This window comes from Burkholderia pyrrocinia, assembly GCF_018417535.1.
Lineage (GTDB): Bacteria > Pseudomonadota > Gammaproteobacteria > Burkholderiales > Burkholderiaceae > Burkholderia > Burkholderia pyrrocinia_E.
Genome location: NZ_CP070978.1, coordinates 1,467,468 through 1,488,256 on the forward strand (window position 1 = coordinate 1,467,468; position 20,789 = coordinate 1,488,256).

The 20,789-nt window shown below is 66.6% G+C and carries 18 protein-coding genes, 1 tRNA gene and 1 pseudogene; 9 read left to right on the forward strand and 11 right to left on the reverse strand.

The features are described 5' to 3' along the window. The first annotated feature begins 223 nt into the window (after window positions 1-223). From JYG32_RS24650 to JYG32_RS24670, 5 genes and pseudogenes are all read left to right on the forward strand, one after another. Window positions 224-296 (forward strand) — tRNA-Phe (locus JYG32_RS24650). Between the two features lie 258 nt (window positions 297-554). Then, window positions 555-1,694, forward strand: a complete 1,140-nt coding sequence (locus tag JYG32_RS24655) for a slipin family protein (protein WP_213267291.1) — start codon at window positions 555-557, stop codon at window positions 1,692-1,694. 64 nt (window positions 1,695-1,758) lie between these two features. Then, the gene (locus JYG32_RS24660) at window positions 1,759-2,982 is read left to right on the forward strand and encodes an RtcB family protein (RefSeq protein WP_283842746.1); all 1,224 of its coding nucleotides are present in this window, start codon (window positions 1,759-1,761) and stop codon (window positions 2,980-2,982) included. Between the two features lie 30 nt (window positions 2,983-3,012). Beyond that, window positions 3,013-3,126: pseudogene (locus JYG32_RS39485) on the forward strand (nucleotidyltransferase); the annotation flags it as partial. Window positions 3,127-3,385: 259 nt separating this feature from the next. Then, the gene (locus tag JYG32_RS24670; protein ID WP_213267292.1) at window positions 3,386-4,534 is read left to right on the forward strand and encodes a DUF1176 domain-containing protein; all 1,149 of its coding nucleotides are present in this window, start codon (window positions 3,386-3,388) and stop codon (window positions 4,532-4,534) included. A 76-nt stretch (window positions 4,535-4,610) separates the two neighbouring features. Here the strand turns inward: JYG32_RS24670 and JYG32_RS24675 are convergent, their stop codons facing one another. Next, complete coding sequence (locus tag JYG32_RS24675; RefSeq protein WP_174378839.1) at window positions 4,611-5,279, reverse strand: O-methyltransferase; 669 nt, start codon at window positions 5,277-5,279, stop codon at window positions 4,611-4,613. A 133-nt stretch (window positions 5,280-5,412) separates the two neighbouring features. Here JYG32_RS24675 and JYG32_RS24680 point away from each other — a divergent pair, with 133 nt between their 5' ends. Continuing rightward, window positions 5,413-6,708 (forward strand): O-acetylhomoserine aminocarboxypropyltransferase/cysteine synthase family protein, encoded by a 1,296-nt coding sequence (locus JYG32_RS24680; protein ID WP_213267293.1) that lies wholly within the window; start codon window positions 5,413-5,415, stop codon window positions 6,706-6,708. A gap of 182 nt (window positions 6,709-6,890) precedes the next feature. After that, on the forward strand, window positions 6,891-7,616 hold the full coding sequence (locus tag JYG32_RS24685) for a ZIP family metal transporter (protein WP_213267294.1): 726 nt from the start codon (window positions 6,891-6,893) through the stop codon (window positions 7,614-7,616). Window positions 7,617-7,638: 22 nt separating this feature from the next. On the opposite strand, the gene JYG32_RS24690 is transcribed toward JYG32_RS24685, so the two are convergent. Together JYG32_RS24690 and JYG32_RS24695 are read right to left on the reverse strand one after the other, a co-directional pair. After that, entirely contained in the window at window positions 7,639-8,142 is a 504-nt protein-coding gene (locus tag JYG32_RS24690) for a hypothetical protein (RefSeq protein WP_213267295.1), read from the reverse strand. 66 nt (window positions 8,143-8,208) lie between these two features. Continuing rightward, a complete protein-coding gene (locus tag JYG32_RS24695; protein WP_213267296.1) occupies window positions 8,209-8,484 on the reverse strand; it encodes a DUF4148 domain-containing protein in 276 nt (91 codons plus the stop codon). 315 nt (window positions 8,485-8,799) lie between these two features. On the opposite strand from JYG32_RS24695, the gene JYG32_RS24700 reads away from it, so the two are divergent. Then, window positions 8,800-9,960, forward strand: a complete 1,161-nt coding sequence (locus JYG32_RS24700; protein ID WP_213267297.1) for a porin — start codon at window positions 8,800-8,802, stop codon at window positions 9,958-9,960. Between the two features lie 203 nt (window positions 9,961-10,163). On the opposite strand, the gene JYG32_RS39080 is transcribed toward JYG32_RS24700, so the two are convergent. Continuing rightward, a complete protein-coding gene (locus tag JYG32_RS39080) occupies window positions 10,164-10,565 on the reverse strand; it encodes a hypothetical protein (RefSeq protein ID WP_249744868.1) in 402 nt (133 codons plus the stop codon). A 135-nt stretch (window positions 10,566-10,700) separates the two neighbouring features. On the opposite strand from JYG32_RS39080, the gene JYG32_RS24710 reads away from it, so the two are divergent. Then, a complete protein-coding gene (locus JYG32_RS24710; protein WP_213267298.1) occupies window positions 10,701-10,991 on the forward strand; it encodes a DUF4148 domain-containing protein in 291 nt (96 codons plus the stop codon). An 82-nt stretch (window positions 10,992-11,073) separates the two neighbouring features. Here the strand turns inward: JYG32_RS24710 and JYG32_RS24715 are convergent, their stop codons facing one another. The 7 genes from JYG32_RS24715 to JYG32_RS24745 form a co-directional block, all read right to left on the reverse strand. Continuing rightward, window positions 11,074-12,498 (reverse strand): heavy metal sensor histidine kinase, encoded by a 1,425-nt coding sequence (locus JYG32_RS24715; protein ID WP_213267299.1) that lies wholly within the window; start codon window positions 12,496-12,498, stop codon window positions 11,074-11,076. After that, window positions 12,495-13,178 (reverse strand): heavy metal response regulator transcription factor IrlR, encoded by a 684-nt coding sequence (gene irlR, locus JYG32_RS24720; RefSeq protein WP_006490455.1) that lies wholly within the window; start codon window positions 13,176-13,178, stop codon window positions 12,495-12,497. Before irlR ends, JYG32_RS24715 begins: the two co-directional genes overlap by 4 nt. After that, the gene (locus JYG32_RS24725; protein ID WP_213267300.1) at window positions 13,178-16,402 is read right to left on the reverse strand and encodes an efflux RND transporter permease subunit; all 3,225 of its coding nucleotides are present in this window, start codon (window positions 16,400-16,402) and stop codon (window positions 13,178-13,180) included. Before JYG32_RS24725 ends, irlR begins: the two co-directional genes overlap by 1 nt. A gap of 137 nt (window positions 16,403-16,539) precedes the next feature. Next, the gene (locus tag JYG32_RS24730) at window positions 16,540-18,009 is read right to left on the reverse strand and encodes an efflux RND transporter periplasmic adaptor subunit (protein WP_213267301.1); all 1,470 of its coding nucleotides are present in this window, start codon (window positions 18,007-18,009) and stop codon (window positions 16,540-16,542) included. Between the two features lie 26 nt (window positions 18,010-18,035). After that, window positions 18,036-19,337, reverse strand: coding sequence for a TolC family protein (locus tag JYG32_RS24735; protein ID WP_213267302.1), 1,302 nt, complete (start codon window positions 19,335-19,337; stop codon window positions 18,036-18,038). 380 nt (window positions 19,338-19,717) lie between these two features. Then, the gene (locus tag JYG32_RS24740) at window positions 19,718-20,209 is read right to left on the reverse strand and encodes a hypothetical protein (protein WP_249744869.1); all 492 of its coding nucleotides are present in this window, start codon (window positions 20,207-20,209) and stop codon (window positions 19,718-19,720) included. Then, entirely contained in the window at window positions 20,206-20,772 is a 567-nt protein-coding gene (locus JYG32_RS24745; RefSeq protein WP_249744870.1) for a M35 family metallo-endopeptidase, read from the reverse strand. Before JYG32_RS24745 ends, JYG32_RS24740 begins: the two co-directional genes overlap by 4 nt. Between the last annotated feature and the right edge of the window lie 17 nt (window positions 20,773-20,789).

Consider the following 20,789-nt stretch of genomic DNA (forward strand, 5'->3'; position numbering starts at 1 on the left):
ATGAACTAGGAATTTCTTCGAGCACTGAAGCCCCCACTGGCACGCTCCTCGCTAAATAGAAGGCGCCGGATGTCCCGCTGGCCCGCGAGCCAGGGTTCGCAAAGCCCTGCTGGTGCGCCGTCGCCGAACCTCGTTCGTCGCGGCAGCGCATGCCGCCATGGACAGACGAAGGCAAAGGGGCGCGCAAGGAGCCACGCCCGGGTTCGAATCCCGGGGCGCCCACTGTTCGAAAGCTCATTCAGGTGGAGCAGCCGGCGAAAGCCGGCCGGTGGCGGGTTCGAATCCCGCTCGAACGCTGTCCGCAAGGACAGTCTCTTGATAGAAGCAGTACCCGCCGGTGCGGGCCGAAAGGCCCGCCGCGCGTCGGACCGGTTGCGGTTCCGCGCGATCGGCCGGGCGGCCGGACGGCCCGCGCGAATGCGCACGATGACGCGATGCAGGATGCGTCGCCGTGCTGCACCCACGCCGGCCTCCGCGCCGCCCGCCCGATTGCGTCGCACCGCGATCCGCACGATGCGCGTCACCCGGCGGCCATTAACGAAAAGGACAAGAATATGTGGAAGCGTCATGTAGTGAAAAAGAACGAACGCGCGCTGCTGATGAGCGAGGGCGATTTCGTGAAGGTGCTGGAACCGGGCGTGTTCAAGGCCTTCGATCCGTTCAAGCGCCTGTCGGTGCAGACCGCGCGTCTCGACGCGCCGCTCGCCGACGAAGCGCTGGCCGACTACCTGCGTCACGACGCGCAGGACGTGCTCGCGCACTATTTCGTCGCGATGGATCTCGCCGACGACGAAGCGGGCCTGCGCTATGAAGACGACGTGCTCGTCGAGATCCTGGCGCCGGGCACGCGCCGGCTGTACTGGCGCGGCCTGATCGCGCACCGCCTCGAACGTGTCGATCTCGCGCAGGACAGCATGCTGCCGGCCGCGCTCGTGAAACGCATCGCGCAACCGGCACTGCGTGCGCGTGGTGTGGCGGGCCTGACGGGCGTGCTGCTGGCGCAGGTGCCGGCGTATCACGTCGGCATGCTGAAGATCGACGGCAAGATCGAGCGGCTGCTGGACGCGGGTGTGTCGGCGTTCTGGCGCTTCAACCGCGACGTCGCAGTGGAACTCGTCGACCTGCGCGTGCAGGCGCTCGAAGTCGGCGGGCAGGAAATCCTGACGCGCGACAAGGTCGCGCTGCGGCTGAACCTGTCGGCGACGTGGTGCTATGCGGACGTGCTGCATGCGTTCGGCCAGTTGCAGAAGCCGGTCGAACACCTGTATCGCGAGCTGCAGTTCGCATTGCGTGCGGCTGTCGGTACGCGCTCGCTCGACGAGCTGCTGGAGGACAAGCAGTCGATCGACGACGTCGTGATCGCGCAGGTGCGTGCACGCCTCGAAAACTCGGGCGTGGACGTGCGCAGCGTCGGCGTGAAGGATATCGTGCTGCCGGGCGACATGAAGACGATCCTCGCGCAGGTGGTCGAAGCCGAAAAGGCCGCGCAGGCGAACGTGATTCGCCGTCGCGAGGAAACGGCGGCGACGCGTTCGCTGCTGAACACCGCGAAGGTGATGGAAGAGAACCCGACCGCGCTGCGGCTCAAGGAGCTGGAAACGCTCGAGCGCGTCGCGGAACGGATCGATCGCATCTCGGTGTTCGGAGGTCTCGACCAGGTGCTGAACGGACTCGTCAGCATCAAGGGCGCTTGATGAGTGCAACAACCGGCGCGGCACACGAGTGCCGCGCCGGACGAATGAACGAATGGTGAAGCAAATGACCGACATGGATTATCAGGTGATGGAACTGGCGAACGGCAAGCCGGTGAAGATGTGGACGCAAGGCGTCGCCGTCGAGGACGAAGCGCGCGCGCAACTGCGCAACACCGCGCAGATGCCGTTCATCTTCCGCCACGTCGCGGTGATGCCGGACGTGCACCTCGGCAAGGGCTCGACGATCGGCAGCGTGATTCCGACGAAGGGCGCGATCATTCCTGCCGCGGTCGGCGTCGATATCGGCTGCGGGATGATGGCCGCGCGCACGACGCTGACGGCGTCCGACCTGCCGGACTCGCTCGCCGGGCTGCGCAGCGCGATCGAACGCGCGGTGCCGCACGGCCGCGCGCCGGGCCGCCGCGATCCGGGCGCGTGGGGCGATCGCACGCCGGCCGCCGTGACCGAATCGTGGAAAGCGCTGCTGCCGGGTTTCCAGCGCATCGTCGACAAGTATCCGAAGCTGGAAAAGACCAACCACTACGCGCATCTCGGCACGCTCGGCACCGGCAACCACTTCATCGAAGTGTGCGTCGATGAAGCGGGCCACGTGTGGTTCATGCTGCACAGCGGCTCGCGCGGCGTCGGCAACGCGATCGGCAGCCTGTTCATCGAACTCGCGCAGGCCGACATGCGGCAACACATCGCGAACCTGCCGGATCGCAACCTCGCATATTTCACCGAGGGCAGCCGGCATTTCGACGACTACGTCGAAGCGGTCGGCTGGGCGCAGGACTACGCGCGGCGCAACCGGCAGGCGATGATGGACGCGGTGATCGGCGCAGCGCGCGGCGTGATCGGCAAGCCGTTCGCGGTCGACGAACACGCGGTGAACTGCCACCACAACTACGTGCAGCGCGAACGCCATTTCGGTGAGGACGTGCTCGTGACGCGCAAGGGCGCGGTGTCCGCGCAGAAGGGGCAGCTCGGGATCATTCCGGGTTCGATGGGTGCGAAGAGCTTCATCGTGCGCGGGCTCGGCAATCCGGAAAGCTTCTGCTCGTGCAGCCACGGCGCGGGCCGGACGATGAGCCGCACCGAAGCGAAGCGCCGCTTCACGGCCGACGACCAGGCGAAGGCGACGCAAGGCGTCGAATGCCGGAAGGACGCGGGTGTCGTCGACGAAATCCCGATGGCCTACAAGGACATCGACGCGGTGATGGCGGCCCAGCGCAGCCTCGTCGAAGTGGTGCATACGCTGCGCCAGGTGGTGTGCGTGAAAGGATAGCGCGGTGCGCGGCCGATGGCCGGCGGCCGCGCGCTCGTCGAGACGATGCTCGCCGATGCCGAACACGATCGCGAATACAAGCGGCCGTGGGGCGACGTGGCAATGCTCGATACGTTCTTGCGCGACGTGGTCGACAGTCGATGAAAGACAAACGGCGCGATGCCTGCGGGCATCGCGCCGTTTCCACGTCTGCACGCGCCCGGCCGCTGCCGGTCAGCAACGTGCATGCCCGCGCATTACGCGTCGTCGCATCGAACGCAGCCCGTTGCGGCGGTATACTTGATCCCGTTCGGCAAAGCGCCTCCGCGTCACGCGCCGCTGCACTCGACGTGCACCGCTTGCTGACGATGCGCTTGCAGTCCGACGTCTTCCGCCCGCCCATTCACAGCCGATACGAACCGTCATGTCGCACCGCCTTTCGCTCGCCCTCGCCGCCCTTCTCGCCGCTTCCCCGCTCGCCGCGCAGGCTCGCCCGCTTTCGCGGCCGCCGGTCGAGCGCGACTTCAAGAGCTGGTCGGTCGTCTGCGACAACGGCAACCGCTGCATTGCCGAAAGCAACGCCGACGACATCGACGATGCACGCGCCGACCTCATCCTGCGCGTGACGCGCGATGCCGGCCCCGATGCGCAACCGTCGCTCGACATCTTCGCGTCGGCGCCACTGGATCTGCGCACGGCACGCGTCGACGGCCGCCCGTTCGACGCGATGCCGGCCCAATGGCATGCGTTCGGCGACAAGCCGGACAATAACGACGCGCATCCGTTCCGGATCCGGACGAGCGATCCGGCAACGGTTGCCGCGTGGCTCGCCGCGTCGCGCAATGCGCAACTGCTGAGCTTCGGCGATCCGGCGTCGGCGCAAACATCTCGCACGCCGCTGTCGGGATTGAATGCCGCGCTGCTGCTGATCGACGACACGCAGGGCCGCGTCGGCACGGTCACGGCGCTGCTGCGCCCCGGCAACCGGCCCGCGTCGTCGGTGCCGCCCGCGCCGGCCCTGCCGCCCGCCGTCGTTCCGGCGCCGCCCGTCGCGAACCTGTCGGCCGCCGAACAGCGCCCGCTCGTCGACGCGGTGCTCGCGAAATTCGGCGCCGACGTGAAGCAATGTGCCGCCGATGTCGAAGACGAAATGTCGGCCGGCGATCGCAGAAAGGCGTCGCATGCCGTGGCGATCTCGGCCGACGAGGCGCTCGTCGCGATACCATGCCAGACCAGCAGCATGTATAACCACACCGACCTGTGGTACCGCGTGCGACGTACGGCGCCGTATGCGCCGACGGCGATGAACTTCGGCGAGAACGCGAACGCGGGCCTCGATTCGGCGTCGTTCACGAACGAACTGACCGACGCCGGCTACGCTGCCGCCAGCGCGATGCTGTCGAGCAAGGTCCGCTTGCGCAGCGCCGGCGATTGCGGCTCGACCGCATCGTGGATCTTCGACGGCCGGCGCTTCCTGCTCTCCGACATCGCGACGCACGGCACGTGCAACGGCCTGTTCCAGGATCAATGGCCGCGCCTGTATCGCCGGGCCGACGCGTCGGGAAACCGCTGACGCTCGTAGCGCGCCGATTGCGGATCCCGTCACGAACCAGCGTACGGCACGCCCGCACTCGCGTACCGCCGACACGTCACTCGCCGACGATCGAGATCGAGAATCCGTCCCAGCCCTTCAGCCCGACCGTCTGCACGGCCGTCGTCGCGAGCTTCGGCTCGGCCACCAGACGCGCGAACCCTTCCCGCACGCCGACCACATCGGGCTCGCGATTGTCCGGATCGGCCACGCGCCCGCCGCGCACGACGTTGTCGACGACGATCACCGTGCCGGGCCTCGACAGCTTCAGCGCCGCATCGAGATAGACCGGATTGTTGTCCTTGTCCGCATCGATGAAGATGAAATCGAACGGCGCGTCACCCGCATCGACGAGCCGCGCAAGGCTGTCCTTCGCGTTGCCGACGATCACCGACACGACCTCCGCGAACCCGGCGCGCGCGATGTTCTGCGTCGCGACCTTCGCATGCTCGGGGCTCAGTTCGAGCGTCACGAGCGTGCCGCCCGGCGGCAACGCGCGCGCAAGCCAGATCGTGCTGTAGCCGCCGAGCGTGCCGACTTCGAGGATGCGCCGCGCGCCGCGTATCGTCGCGAGCAGTTGCAGCAGCTTGCCCTGATTCGGCGCGACGTTGATCGCGGGCAGCCCGGCCGCGTCGCTGGCCGCCAGCGCTGCATCGAGCGCATCGTCGGACGGCACGAGCGTCGCGGAAAAATACGCATCCACCTGGTTCCACTGATCCTGATCCATTGCGCACCCCTGGTCTGCGGAAAAAGGCATTCTATGCGCGGCGTCCCCATAAGCAACAAACCAATCGTTCTAAGGACAGCAGCACACGTGCTCCTATAATCCGTCGACCATCACAACAACAGACGGAGCACCCATGACCGATCAGGCCTCTTCGAACTGGCGCCTCGAAACCATCGCCGTGCACGGCGGTTATCGTCCCGACCCGACCACGCGCGCGGTCGCCGTACCGATCTACCAGACCGTTGCGTACGCATTCGACGACACCCAGCACGGCGCCGACCTGTTCGACCTGAAGGTCCAGGGCAACATCTACACGCGGATCATGAACCCGACGACGGACGTGCTCGAGCAGCGGATCGCCGCGCTCGAGGGCGGCATCGGCGCGCTCGCCCTTGCGTCGGGGCAATCCGCGGTCACGTACGCGATCCAGACGATCGCCGAGGCCGGCGACAACATCGTGTCCGCGAGTTCGCTGTACGGCGGCACCTACAACCTGTTCGCGCATACGCTGCCGCAATACGGGATCACGACGCGCTTCGCCGATCCGCGCGACCCCGCATCGTTCGCGCCGCTGATCGACGCGCGCACGAAGGCGATCTTCGCGGAATCGGTCGGCAACCCGCTCGGCAACATCACCGATATCGCCGCGCTCGCGGAAGTCGCGCATCGCCACGGCATCCCGCTGATCGTCGACAACACGGTGCCGTCGCCGTACCTGCTGCGCCCGTTCGAGCACGGCGCGGACATCGTCGTGCACTCGCTGACGAAGTATCTCGGCGGGCACGGCACGAGCCTCGGCGGCGCGATCGTCGATTCGGGCAAGTTCCCGTGGGCCGAGCACGCGGACCGCTTCAAGAGGCTGAACGAGCCGGACGTCAGCTATCACGGCGTCGTCTATACGGAAGCGTTCGGGCCGGCCGCCTATATCGGCCGCGCGCGCGTGGTGCCGCTGCGCAACATGGGCGCGGCGATCTCGCCGTTCAACGCATTCCAGATCCTGCAGGGCATCGAAACGCTCGCGCTGCGCGTCGAACGGATCAGCGACAACGCACTGAAGGTCGCGCAGCATCTCGCACGCCACGAGCGCGTCGAATGGGTGAACTACGCGGGCCTGCCCGATCACCCGGACCATCCGCTCGTCGCACGCTACCTGTCGGGCCGCGCGCCGGGCATCCTGACGTTCGGCGTAAAGGGCGGCCGCGACGGCGGCGCGAAGTTCCAGGACGCGCTGAAGCTGTTCACGCGGCTCGTGAACATCGGCGATACGAAGTCGCTCGCGACGCACCCGGCATCGACGACGCACCGGCAGTTGTCGCCGGCCGAACTCGCGAAGGCCGGCGTGAAGGAGGAAACGGTGCGGCTGTCGATCGGCATCGAGCATATCGACGACCTGCTCGCCGATCTCGACCAGGCGCTCGCGCAGCTTTGACCGCAACGGGTGCGCCGGCTTGCCGGTGCGCGTTGCATCAAATGCGTTGACCTTGGAGCGGCTTCAAGGTGTTCAATCCCCGGTTGATGCCGGGGCAACGCCCGGCGCGTACGAACCGTGCAATGCAGCCGGGCTGCGAGATCCCGAGCCCGCTGCGGCACGCCAACCGCGCGAGAGACCTCATGACACCGACCGCGAAGCTTGCGCTGCTCACGTTACCGCCCGTGCTGGCGGCCTGTTTCGGCGCGCTCGCGGCCGCGTGGCGCGCGCCCGGCCCGAAAACGTCGAGCGTCATCCAGCATTTCACCGGCGGCATCGTGTTCGCCGCCGCCGCGCTCGAACTGCTGCCGCAGGACCGCGCGCACGCGCTGTTTCCGGTCGTCGTCGGCTTCGTGCTCGGCATCGTGCTGATGCTCGCGATCCGCGCGCTGTCGGGCGCGATCGAGACGCGCTACGAGGAAGCGCGGTTACCTGTCAGCCTGATCGTAATCACCGCGATCGACCTCGTGGTCGATGGCCTCGTACTTGGCATCGCGTTCTCCGCGAGCGACGAAAGCGGCATCATCCTGACCGTCGCGCTGACGCTCGAGGTGCTGTTCCTCGCGCTATCGGTCAGCGCGGCGCTCGCGGCGGCCGGCATCGGCCGCATGCTGTCGATCGTCGTGCCGGTCGGCCTCGCGGCGCTGCTGAGCATCGCGGCCGTGGCCGGCAATGCGGCATTCGCAGGGCTGCCGGCGAATATCTACGCGGCGCTGCTGGGGCTCGGCACCGTCGCGCTGCTGTACCTCGTCACCGAGGAATTGCTGGTCGAAGCGCACGAGGTGCCCGAAACGCCGTTCGCGACCGCCGCGTTCTTCATCGGCTTCATCGTGTTCTTCCTGATCGAAGGGTCGGTGAAGGCCGGCTAAGCCGCGCGCGACCGCGCACCGGCTACCACGTCGTCGCGCCCGACGGATACGTGTCGACGATGCGCGTGCCGTTGACGGGCGTCACGCCTTCGTTGCGCAGCGCGGTCCACAGGTCGATCGCATGCTCGCGCGACTTGCGGCTGCCGTCGTCGGTCAGCACGTTCAGCGCGATCACTTCGTCGCGTGTCGTCAGTTGCAGTTGCTCCTTCAACTTGCGCGACTGATGCGACGCGGTACGAACGTCGCCCAGCACGATCCGTTTCTCCGCGACATTCGGCTCGCCTCCGGCATCGGCCGGCACGAACGTCAGCCGACCGTTGTCCACCTCGCATTGTCCGCGCGTGAATGGCGCGCTCCACTCGCCTGACGGCACAGCCGCGAACTCGCAGCGCATCCGCTCGTTCGCGCGGCGGCCGACGTCGTGCGCCGACGCATGCGACAACGCTCGTTCCGGCCAGCCGGCCGCCGTCGCGGCCGTCGACATCAAACAGACAACCAGCACGATTCCTGTTGCGATGGTGCGCATGGCACGCTCCTTTTCAGATGGGGAACCGGCCGAACCGCGCCATCGCGGCCGGCCGTGATTGACCGATCAACGCACCGCGAAGCGATTGTCGTGCGCGTCGACCATCGGCGCCTTCTCGCCACGGTGAACCATCGAGCGATGGATTTCCTGATTGCGCGCGACGGCGGCCGGGCTCGCCGGATAGTCATGATTCGGGCTCGGAATCACGCCGTCGTGCCACGCGCGCACCAGTTCCTGACGTACTTCCTGCCGGGCCTTCGCCTGTGCGGCTACGGTCTGCGAAAAGGCCGAAATCGACAGCGCGGCAACGGTCATGGCGATCATCGGTCGCGGAATGTTCATGTTGTTCGCTCCTTGCCGGGAATCCGTGACAGGAGCCTTCACTTTGATCCTGCGGCGGTGCGGAATCGTGATCGCAGCGTGACGGTTTCGTCACGGTTTGCACATGCACTGCGTCGCAGTACGAATGAAATGCTTCGTGGAATTCAGCGCTCATGACGCCGCGATGACATTTTTCTCATTTGTCCCTCACCTTCACGATCCGAACGCTTTCCAGAATCGCCAGCGCGATCGCGACATTTCCGCGCCCCGGCCACAGGCACGGTGCAGGAATCGACCGATGCACGGAACGATCATCTTGAACCTCAGGGACACACCATGAAAACTCCAGTTCGGCTCGTCATGATGTCGGGTGCGCTGCTCACGACCGCCCACGCGACGTACGCGTCGGAAGTCACGCTGTACGGCCTGTTCGATACGTCGCTGACGTATGTGTGGAACGCCAGCGCGGACGGCAGGAATCTCGTCGGCCTCGGCAACGGCAATCTGCTCGGCAACCGCTTCGGGCTGAAAGGCGCGGAGGATCTGGGCGGCGGGCTGAAAGCGATCTTCACGCTCGAAAACGGCTTCAATCCGAACACCGGTGCGCTCGGGCAAGGCAACCGGATGTTCGGCCGGCAGGCGTTCGTCGGTCTCGAAAGCGCGCGCTGGGGCACGCTGACGCTCGGCCGCCAGTACGACGCGCTCGCCGATGTCGCGTGGCCGGTGACGGGCGACTTCTACTTCGGCAGCGTCTATGCGACACCCGGCGACGTCGACAACTACGACACGTCGTCGCGAACCGACAACGCTGTGAAGTACTCGTCGCCCTTGATCGCCGGATTCCAGTTCGTCGGCATGGTTGCGCTCGGCGGCGTGGCCGGCAAGAGCGGCGCCGGGCAAACCTGGTCGGCCGGCCTGTCGTACAGCAACGGTCCGGTCGACGTGGCGGGCGGCTACTACTACACGGCCAATCGTTCGTCGCTCGCCAACGGCATCCGGACCGGCTGGAACGGCACCTCCGACGGGACGTTCGACGGGTCGCTGGTCAACGGCGGCTACATCTCGGTGAAATCGATCGGCATTGCGCGCGGCGCGTTGCGCTACAACTTCGCACCGTTCGCGGTCGGCATCGACTACAGCAACGCGCTGTACAAGGCCGATGCGATGTCGGCGTTTCGCAGCACGCAGAAGTACGACACCGCGCGCGGCTTCTTCAACTACCAGGCGACGCCCAGCCTGCTCGTCGGTGTCGGCTACAGCTATACGCGCGCCCGCGGCGATACGAGCGCGACCTACCACCAGGTGTCCGCCGGCGCCGACTATGTTCTGTCGAAGCGCACCGATCTCTACGCGGTCGGTGCGTGGCAACGCGCGAACGGCGAACAGCGCACGCTCGACGGCGGCACGCAAACGGCGCAGGCGTCGATCGGCTCCTATGGCTACGGCGGCACGCGCACGCAAGGCATCGTCAATCTCGGCTTGCGCCACCGGTTCTGATCGCGACGACGGCCCGCTCGCGCCTGCGTGACAAAAATTTCATGTTCCGATCAGGTTCACGATGCGTCGTGTCGGTACGATCGGAACGGTAGCGGGCCATGCCCGCTCCCATCCACGCAGCGGGTCGCTGTCGCACGACACGATCACGCGTTAGGCCCGGACTCGTCGAGTACCGGGCCTTTTTTTGGTCGCGAACCGGACGATCAGGGCGCCGGATTGCGTTGCGGAAACAGGCACGGATGCGTCTTCACATGCAGGTTCGGATTGCCGCAGCGATGCCCGGCATAGTCGATCTGCTCGCCGGGCATGAGGTCCGCCGGCACCGGCTTGCGCGCGGCGGCCGACGCGGTCGTGCCAGTGTCGGAACGTGGCGATGCGCAGCCCGCAAACAACGGAACGATCAGGACTGCGATAAACGACAGGCGAATGGCGGGACGATGCACGTTTCGGTCCGGAATGAAAGTCTGAACAGGATCGCCCGCTTTCGATGCTGCTGTCGCGAACGGCGCGAATGCCGTCGGCCGCGCGGGCCATTGGCAGACTTCATGTTCCGCTTCCCGCTCATCGCGCCCATGACGCGAACATGACGATTGCGTCATGTCCATCGAGCGTGCAAGGCGCACCGCCACCTCTCGCAATCTGACGTTTTTTTCATCTCCCGATCACGGTGACGCACGACTGCTTTCGCATACTGGGTCCATGGTTCGCCACCCGGCGACCCTGATCAAGGAGAGCGTTCAATGAAATCGGCAAAACTCGCAGCACTGTTCGTTACCGCCATGCTGTCGCTCGGCATGGCCACGCAGGCCGCGTTCGCACAGGTGCAAACGCAAACGCAGGGCAAGACCCGCGCACAAGTCGTCAACGAACTGAAGCAGGCGCAGCACGACGGCATCGTGCCGACGAGCAAGACGCAATACCCGCCGACCAGCGAGATCGTCGCGCGCAACAAGGAGCTTCACGGGATTTCGGTGCATGGCGGCGAGAAGAAGCCGCAGGCCGACAATCACGACAACCTGGCGACGCGCTGATGCCGCTCGGTCGTGCGACCGCGGGCACCGTGCCGCGCGCAAACGCGTTGCGGCGAACGCGCGGGCGTGCCCGCCCGCGATGTCAGGTGCGGATGGCGGCCGGCCGTTTCGGCTCGGCCGGCCGTCGCGGAAAGCGCAGCCAGAACGTCGTGCGCCGGCCGGGGTCGCTATCGACGCCGCATTCGCCGCCGTGATTGTCCATGATCGACCGGACGATCGCGAGACCGAGCCCCGTGCCCGACGCCGAATCGTGCCGTGACGGATCGACGCGATAGAAGCGCTCGAAGATCCGCCCGACATGCGCCGCGGCGATGCCGGGGCCCGTATCCGACACGGCGATCGTCGTCGCACCGCCCTGCTCCACGCAGTCGATCGTCACGACGCTGCCGCGCGGCGCATAGGCGAGCGCATTGGACAGCAGGTTGCTCAACGCGCGCTGGTACAGCATGAGATCCGCATCGACCCACGCGTGGCCGTCGACCTTCACCGTCACGCCCGCATCCTCCGCGAGCGGCTCGTAGTAGCCGGCGACACGCCCGGCCTCCTCCGCCGCATTCAACCGCCGCACGTCGATCGACGTGCCGGCCTGTTCCGAGCGCGCGAGAAACAGCATGTCCTCGATCATCCGCGACAGCCGCTGATACTCGTCGATGCTCGACTCGATCACGTTGCGATATTCATCCGCGCTGCGCGGCTGCGACAGCACGACCTGCGCGGCCGCCTGCAGGTTCGTGAGCGGCGTGCGCATGTCGTGCGCGAGATTCGACGAGAACTGGCTCAGCCGCGTAAACGATTCGTTCAGCCGCTCGAGCATCCCGTTGAACGCATGCTCGAGCTCCTTCAGCTCGCCGGACGCATCGAGTTCCGGCAGCGGATGCGCAAGCCGGCTCGACGACATCTGCTCGGCGCGCGCCGCGAACCGCCGCAGCGGGCTCAGCCCGAGCGCCGCGATCCCATACGCGATCGCGGCCGCGAGCACCACGCCGAACACCTCGATCACGACGATCGTATAAGCATGCGTGCGCAGCAGCAGCACGTCGGCGCTGCGGTCGTACTGCACCGCGACGCGCACCGCGGGCGCACCCGCGCCGGCGAGCGGCACGGTCGTCACCAGATACTGGTGCCTTGCGCCCGGCGGCGCGAGGCCGACCGGCACGCGCCCCGCGTCCTGCGACAGCAGCGGCGCGTACGGGCGGAATCCGGGCGTGCCGACGAGGCGCGTGCCCGCTGCATCGTAGATCGCGAGATCCATGTTCGGATGGCCGTGCAACTGGTCGATCCAGATGTCGGTGTTGCGCGCGACGTCGGCCGTCGTGCGCGCTTCGGCCAGGTGCGTGCCCAACGCGGCGGAAATGCCGGCCATCTGCTCGGCGGCCGTCGTTTCGACGCGGTTGCTCAGCGCTTCGTAAAGCGCGACGCCGCTCGACGCGAGGATCACCGACGTCGACAGGATGATCAGCACGGTCAGGCGTCCGCGCAGCGTGCGCGGCAACAGGCGCGCGATCATGCGGCCGCGCCGCCGCGTGCTTCGAGCACGTAGCCCATCCCGCGCACGGTATGGATCAGCTTCGGTTCGTATGCGTCGTCGATCTTCGAACGCAGCCGCCGGATCGCCGAATCGACGACGTTCGTGTCGCTGTTGAAGTTCATGTCCCATACCTGCGATGCGATCGTCGCGCGCGGCAGGATCTCGCCCTCGCGGCGCATCAGCAGCCACAGCAGCGCGAATTCCTTCGCGGTCAGCAGGATCGTGTCGCCTTGCCGCGTGGCCTTGCGGCGCGTCAGGTCGAGTTCGAGGTCGGCCACGCGCAGCGTGTTCGAGTCGCGCGGCTGGCCGCGCCGCAGGATCGACTTGATGCGCGCGGTGAGTTCGACGAAGTCGAACGGCTTCGCGAGATAGTCGTCCGCGCCGAGTTCGAGCCCCTTCACTCGATCGCCGACGTCGTCGCGCGCGGTGAGGAACAGCACGGGCGTCGACTTGCTGCGCCGCAGGTTCTGCAGCAGCGTCCAGCCGTCCTGCCCCGGCAGCATCACGTCGAGCACGAGCAGGTCGTATTCCTCGGTCTCGGCCTGGTGCTGGCCCGTGATGCCGTCCTCGACCCAGTCGACGACATAGCCGGCCTCCGTCAAGCCCTTGCGCAGGTAGGCTCCCGTCTTCGGTTCATCCTCGACAATCAGAATTCGCATCACGCATTACCCTTGAAGAAACCCAGCCGGCGCAGCACGCCGATGCCGAAGCCGCCGCCGAAGCTGCCCAAAAGCGCGGCGCGCCACGACACCGCATGGCTGACGCGGTACAGCACGGGCAGCACCAGCAGCGTCAGCGCCGTGGACGACAGGATACCGCCGATCACGACCGTCGCAAGCGGGCGCTGCACCTCGGCGCCGGTGCCCGTCGCGAACGCCATCGGCAGGAAACCCAGCGACGCGACCAGCGCGGTCATCAGCACCGGCCGCAGCCGCGTGAGCGCGCCTTCGTGCACGGCGGCCTCGAGCGGCATCCCTTCGTCGCGCAGGTTGCGGATGAACGAGATCATCACGAGGCCGTTGAGCACGGCGACGCCGGACAGCGCGATGAAGCCGACCGCCGCCGTGATCGACAGCGGAATCCCGCGCAGCCACAGCGACACGACGCCGCCGCTCAGCGCGAACGGGATGCCGGTGAACACGAGCAGGCCGTCCTTCACGTTGTTGAACATCACGAACAGCAGCACGAACACCATGAACAGCGCGAGCGGCACGACCAGCTTCAGGCGCTCGCTCGCGCTCTGCAACTGCTCGAACTGGCCGCCCCACGACACCCAGTAGCCGGCCGGCACGCGCACGTCCTGCTGCAACTGCTCGCGCGCATCGGCGACGAACGAGCCGACGTCGCGGCCGCGCACGTTCGCGCTGACGACGACGCGCCGCTTGCCGTCCTCGCGGCTGATCTGGTTCGGGCCCGGCGCGACGTCGATCGTCGCGAGTTCCGCGAGCGGCACGTACGGCGCCGCCACGAGCGGCGCGCTGGCGCCGGCAGCCGGCGCGGGCAGCGCGATCGGCAGCCGCTTGATCGCCTCGATGTCCGAGCGCAGCTCGTCGGGCAGCCGCACGACGATGTCGAAGCGGCGGTCGCCCTGGAACAGCGTGCCGGCCTTCTGCCCGCCGACGGCCGCGGCCACCGAGTCCTGCAGGTCGGCGACGCTCACGCCGTAACGCGCGAGCTTGTCGCGGTCGAGGTTGACGGTCAGCACCGGCAGGCCCGTGGTCTGCTCGACCTTCACCTCCGATGCGCCCGGCACCTTCTGCAGCGCGGCCGCGATCTGCTCGCCGGTCTGGTTCAGCACGGCCATGTCGTCGCCGAAGATCTTCACGGCGACGTCGCTGCGCACGCCCGAGATCAGCTCGTTGAAGCGCAACTGGATCGGCTGCGAGAACTCGTACGCGTTGCCGGGCAACTCGGCGAGCGCTTCCTCGATCTCGCGCACGAGCGTGTCGCGCGGCTTCTTCGGGTCGGGCCACCGGTCGGCCGGCTTCAGCATGATGTAGCCGTCCGACAGGTTCGGCGGCATCGGGTCGGCCGCGATCTCGGCCGTGCCGGTGCGCGCGAACACGCGCTCGATTTCGGGGAACCGCGCCTTCAGCGTCTTCTCGATCGACTTCTGCATCTCGACCGACTGCGACAGGCTCGTGCCGGGAATCCGCAGCGCGGAGACGGCCAGGTCGCCTTCGTTGAGGCTCGGGATGAACTCGCTGCCGAGCCGCGTGGCGAGCCCGAGCGTGACGAGCACGATCGCGCCCGCGCCGAGCATCACGCGCGCGGGGCGCGTCATGAATGCCGCGAGCACCGGCTCGTATGCACGCCGCGCCCAGCCCATCAGGCGGTTCTCCTTCTCCTCGACCCGCTCGCCGATGAACAGCGCGACGGCCGCCGGAATGAACGTGACGGTCAGCACCATCGCGGCTGCCAGCGCCATCACGACGGTAATGGCCATCGGATGGAACATCTTGCCTTCGACGCCCGCCAGCGCAAAGATCGGCAGGTACACGACCATGATGATCAGTTGCCCGAAGATCAGCGCGCGGCGCGCCTCCTGCGACGCGCCGAACACCTCGGCGAAGCGCTCGTCGCGCGTGAGCGGCCGCCCGGCCGCCGCCTGCGCATGTGCAAGCCGCCGCACGCAGTTCTCGACGATCACCACCGCGCCGTCGACGATGATCCCGAAGTCGAGCGCGCCAAGACTCATCAGGTTCGCGCTCACCTTCGCGTTGACCATGCCGGTGAAGGTCATCAGCATCGACAGCGGAATCACGAGCGCGGTGATCAGCGCCGCGCGGATGTTGCCGAGGAACAGGAACAGCACGGCGATCACGAGGATCGCGCCTTCGAGCAGGTTCTTCTTCACCGTCGCGACGGCCTTCTCGACGAGCACGGTGCGGTCGTACACGGGAATCGCCTTCACGCCGGACGGCAGCGTGCGGTTCACGTCCTCCATCTTCGCGGCGACGGCTTTCGCGACCGTCCGGCTGTTCTCGCCCATCAGCATGAAGACGGTGCCGAGCACGACCTCCTCGCCGTCCGACGTCGCAGCGCCCGTGCGCAGCTCGCGGCCGATGTCGACCAGTCCGACGTCCTTCATCCGCACCGGCACGCCGCCGACGTTGGTCAGCACGATGTTCGCGATGTCGTCGACGGTGCGCGCCTGGCCCGGCACGCGCACGAGGTACTGTTCGCCGCGCTTTTCGATGTAGCCGGCGCCGACGTTGTCGTTGTTGCGTTCGAGCGCGCGCACGACGTCGGCGAGCGTCAGCCCGTACGACATCAGCTTCGCCGGGTTCGGCGCGACGCGGTATTCCTTCACGTAGCCGCCGATCGAGTTGACCTCGGTCACGCCGCGCACGTTCCTGAGCTGCGGCCGGACGACCCAGTCCTGCAACTCGCGCAGGTCGGCTGCCGTATAGCGCGTGCCGTCGGGCTTGCGCGCGGCCGCGTCGGCCTCGACGGTCCACAGGTAGATTTCGCCGAGGCCCGTCGACGTCGGCCCCATCGCGGGCGCGATGCCGGGCGGCAGCTTGTCCTTCGCCTCCTGGATGCGCTCGTTGACGAGCTGCCGCGCGAAGTAGATGTCGGTGCCGTCCTTGAAGATCACGGTGACCTGCGACAGCCCGTAGCGCGAGATCGAGCGCGTCTGCTCGAGGCCCGGCAGCCCGGCCATCACGGTCTCGATCGGATAGGTGATCCGCTGCTCGGCCTCGAGCGGCGAATAACCGGGCACGGCCGTGTTGATCTGGACCTGCACGTTCGTGATGTCGGGCACCGCGTCGATCGGCAGCTTCTGGTAGCTGAAGACGCCCAGCGCGGCCACGGCCGCGATCGCCAGCATCACGAGCCAGCGGTGCGCAATCGCAAAGCGGATCAGGCGCTCAAACATGGCGGGATTCCTTGAAACGGGGCACGGTCGCCGTCACCGGACGGGCCGCCCGACCGGTCACCCGGTGGGTCGCATAGCGAGTCGCATAGCGAGCCGCATAGCGGACCGCACATCGCACAACGGTGCGCGCGTAACGCTCATTCATGTTCCGCACTCCCCTTGCCGAGTTCGGCCTTCAGCACGAAGCTGTTCGACGCCGCGTATTCCTGGCCGGGCTTGAGCCCCTTCAGCACTTCGGTCGCGCGTTCGTCGCGCCGCCCCGTCTTGACCGCCTGCGCGACGAAGCCCTTCGGCGAGCGCACGAACACCGACGGCGCGCCGTCGACGTCCTGCAGCGCGTCGCTCGCGATCGCGAGCGGCACGTCCTGCTTGCCTGCGTCGACCGACACGTTCACGAACATGCCCGGCCGCCACACGCCGTCGGGGTTCGGCAGCACGACGCGCGCCGGTGCGGTGCGCGTCTGTTCGCCGAGCAAGGAGCCCACATACGCGATCGGGCCGCTCGAACGCGACTCGAACGCGGTCGCGCTGACGGTCGCGTCGCGGCCGACCCGCACGTCGTTGAGCCGCTGCGCGGGCACGGCCATCTCGGCCCATACCGTCGACAGGTCGGAGATCACGAACATGCTCGCATCGGCGGCGATCGCTTCGCCGGGCGTCGCATGCTTCTCGACGATCGTGCCCGCGAACGGTGCGCGCAGCGCGTAACGGTTCAGCGCGCCCGCGCCCGCCGGCGCATTCAGCGCGGCGAGCTTCTGCCGTGCGTTCTGCACGGCGATCTCGGCCTCGCGCAACTGCACCTGTGCCTGCTGGTAGTCCTGTTCCGCCGAGATGCGCTCCTGCCACAGCGTGCGTTCGCGCTCGTAGGTTGCGCGCGCGCCTGACAGCCGGCGTTCGGCCGTCAGCAGTTCGCTGCGCCTGTCCGCAAGATCGGTACTCGCGATCACGGCCAGCACTTGCCCCTTCTCAACGTTCTGCCCGAGCGACACCGATACCTGCTCGACGATGCCGGCCACGCGCGGCACGACGTGCGCGGTGCGATCCTCGTTGAACTTGATCTCGCCGGGGAGCTGGAACGGCGTCGCGATCTGCGCGGGGCCGGCCTTCGCGAGCGCGATCTTCGATGTCGCCAACTGCGCGTCGGTCAGCGCGATCGCGCCGTCGGCGCGCGCGAACGGGAACGATGCCGCGTCGCTGCCCGCCTTGACGTCGATCGTCGCATCGAACACGTGCGGCTTGGCGATCGGCTGCGCGGACACGAACTTCTGGCCGGCCGCGTCGAAACGCACGGGTTCGTGCGTGCGGTCGTACCGGACCAGCGTGCCGGACACCGTCACGCCCTTGTCGGCCGGCTTGCCGTCGACGAACGGATAGACGACGAGGCGCGCATCGCCGGGCTTTTCCGTCATGACGATCTCGACGGACAGCCTGCCGCGCTTCAGCACGACGCCGCCCCGCGCGCCGGCGCCATCGGCCGACTGTGCGGCTTCGGCGCCCGACGGCGCGGACGCACTGCCCCCGCCCCGCGTGACGGCGAGCGCACCGAGCACGATCCCGGCACCGCCGAGCACGGCCGCCGCAATGATGAAGATTCTGCTGCGTGACATGATGATCCTTCAGGTAAGAGGGGCGCTTATTGCGCGACAGCCGCGCGCGGCGTGCCGACGAGCCGGCCGATGTCGGCGCGGGCCGCGTGCGCGTCGGCGAGCGCGCGCACGTATTGCGATTGCCCCTGGAACAGCGTGCGCTGCGCGTCGAGCACGTCGAGGAAGCCGAACTTCCCGAGCTGGTAGCCGCGCGACATCGCATCGAGCGCGGTACGCGCGCCGGGCAGGATGTCGGTCTTCAGGCGCCGCGCCTCCTGCGCGGCGGCCTCGAAGCTCGCATAGGCCTGCGTCAGCTCCAGCCGCAGCCGCGCGCGTTCGCGATCGAGATTCGCGTTCGCGCGCTCGGCCTTGTGCGTCGCCTCGAGCAGCGCGCCCTTGTTCGTGTTGAACAGCGGGATCGGGATCGACACGCCGACGACGGCCTGGTTGTCCGGCACGCCGCTCGTGGTCACGCGTTTCACGCCCGCGCTGACCGTCACGTCCGGCATGCGCCGCGCGCGTTCGAGCGACACGGCGGCGTTCGAGCGCAGCATCTCGGCGCGCGCGATGCGCGTGAGCGGCGCGTCGTCGAGCCGCTCGACGAGCGCGGGCAGCGGGTCGACCGCCGGCACGACTTCGAGATCGCCGACCGCATCGCGCCGTTCGGTGCCCGCGCCGCCCATCACCGCATTCAGTTTTTCGCGGGCGACGTCGACGCGGCCGCGTGCGGTCGTGACTTCGATCAGCACGGCCGCCGCGGCCACCTGCGCCTTGGTCGCCTCGACCGGCGACACCTTGCCGGCCTGCGCGCGCCGCCCGGCGAGATCCGCCGAGCGCGCGGCGATCGCCGCCGATTCCTCGGTCACCTGAAGCTGCCGCTGCGCGGCGAGCAAGCCGTAGAACGCGGCGATCACGTCGGCGCGCACGACGGCGCCCTGCTCGTCGAGCGACGCATCGGCGGATTGCCGCCCGTACGACGCGACGTCGAGCCGCGCGCTGCGCTTGCCGCCCAGCTCGATCGTCTGGTTGAGCAGTACGGTCGACGTGCGCTCCGCACGACGAAAGCCTTCCTGCAGGAACGACACTTCAGGATTGGGGCGCGCGCCGGCCTGCATCAGCGCGCCCGCGGACGCGTCGACGTCGGCGCGCGCGCCGCGCAGCGCCGGGTTGTTGCGCGCGGCCGTGTCGAGCGCGTCGGCGAGCGTCAGCGGCACGGTAGCGGCCGCATCGGGCCGCGGCGAAACGGCTGCGGGCGGCTCGCCTGGCGTGGCGGGTGGCGGGAACGATTGAGCATGGGCTGTCGCCGCCGTCGCAAGGACGGCGAGCGCAACCAGGGTGTGCGTGAACATGTACGAGCCTGCGGTTACGGTTTCGCGACCGATGCTACGGAGCAACCGCAGTGCAAACATGAGGCGAAGATGATATTTCCGTCATCTTCGGCGCGACAGCGCGTGAGCGCGCAGCAATTGGATGAAGCGGTGTATCACCGCACCGACCCGCTAGGGCAACGTAGTCCGCTCATGAATACGTGGGCGACGCACGTCACAAATCAAATGCAGTAGTTATCTAGCAACGCTCACCAGCAAGCGCCGGAACCTATGGCGTCGTGCACGAGCTAACAGCGAGTGTCACGCGCGCGGTGAGCGACACCAGCGCGAAACGTCTCGGTCTCGTGTTTGGTTTCAAGAAAAAGAAGCCCCGCCGATGCGGAGCTTACACTGCACCGAAATTACTTGATCGCCTTGCTTGTCGGCGTCACGCGAGGATCATCGCAAAGCCACGCGCAACTGCCCTTACATATCGGCGTCAACTCGATAACGATTTGATGGATAGTCAGCGTGCCGTCGGGATGCTTAACCACCATCTCATCTGTGAACGTCTTCTTGTCAATCAATATGTTCTCGCTCTTGATGCCAAGTTGCCGCAAATATGCTTTAACGTTCTCGGCTCTGATTTCCTTCAATCTCTCCACATTTTTTTCACTTTTATATGCACCCGCAATCACAACCGCTTGAATTTCCACATCGGGCCATTTCTTCGCCTCAATCACAATATTAGCTATTGCGAGCCTGCCCGTATTGGAAATATCAGCAGCATTGAACGGCAGCTGAACTTGCGCCTCCTCTCCGATAGTACAAGCGACAGCCAGTCCACCGAAAAATGCGAACACCAAGCTCGTCAGAGCCGACAGGAAAAACTTTAAACACCGCGAGATGATCATTGAATGACAATCCTATCAAATGTCGCAACATAACCAGTTATGCTATCGGCATTCTTGATCGCACAATCAGAATTATTCATTGCAAAAACCTTCATTCCGATTTCAGTGTCACCATAAATAATATCATCCGAATCAAATGTGTCAATGTAATGCGTGCATTCATGAATCAAAACTTTAACTTTTGCAGCGTGAAATAGCTCCCCGTTTGAAGAAGAACAGAATTTTGAATAGATTGCTATAACTCGCCGTTCGGAATCAGGTTTACATACTCCCGCATGATTTGAGCCGGTATCAGGTACAACGGCGCATGACAGGCTCCTGTTGAGATCGCTATCCCAGCGAACAATTTTCTCTGGAACAAGCTCTTGCATGGCTTTCAGCAGGCGAGGCAGACCGGCGGCTAGTGTGCTTCTGATCTCTTCATCTGCGCGCCCAAAGTAAGTTTTGGCCCGATCCTGCTCGCTTCTGTCCCATCGTGCAACTGCCGCGATACGATCCTTAATCAGGGTAATGCCCGCATCTCGAGCCCGCATGACCACATCGGCGAATTGCTTATTCGTCATATTCGGACATATCGGCG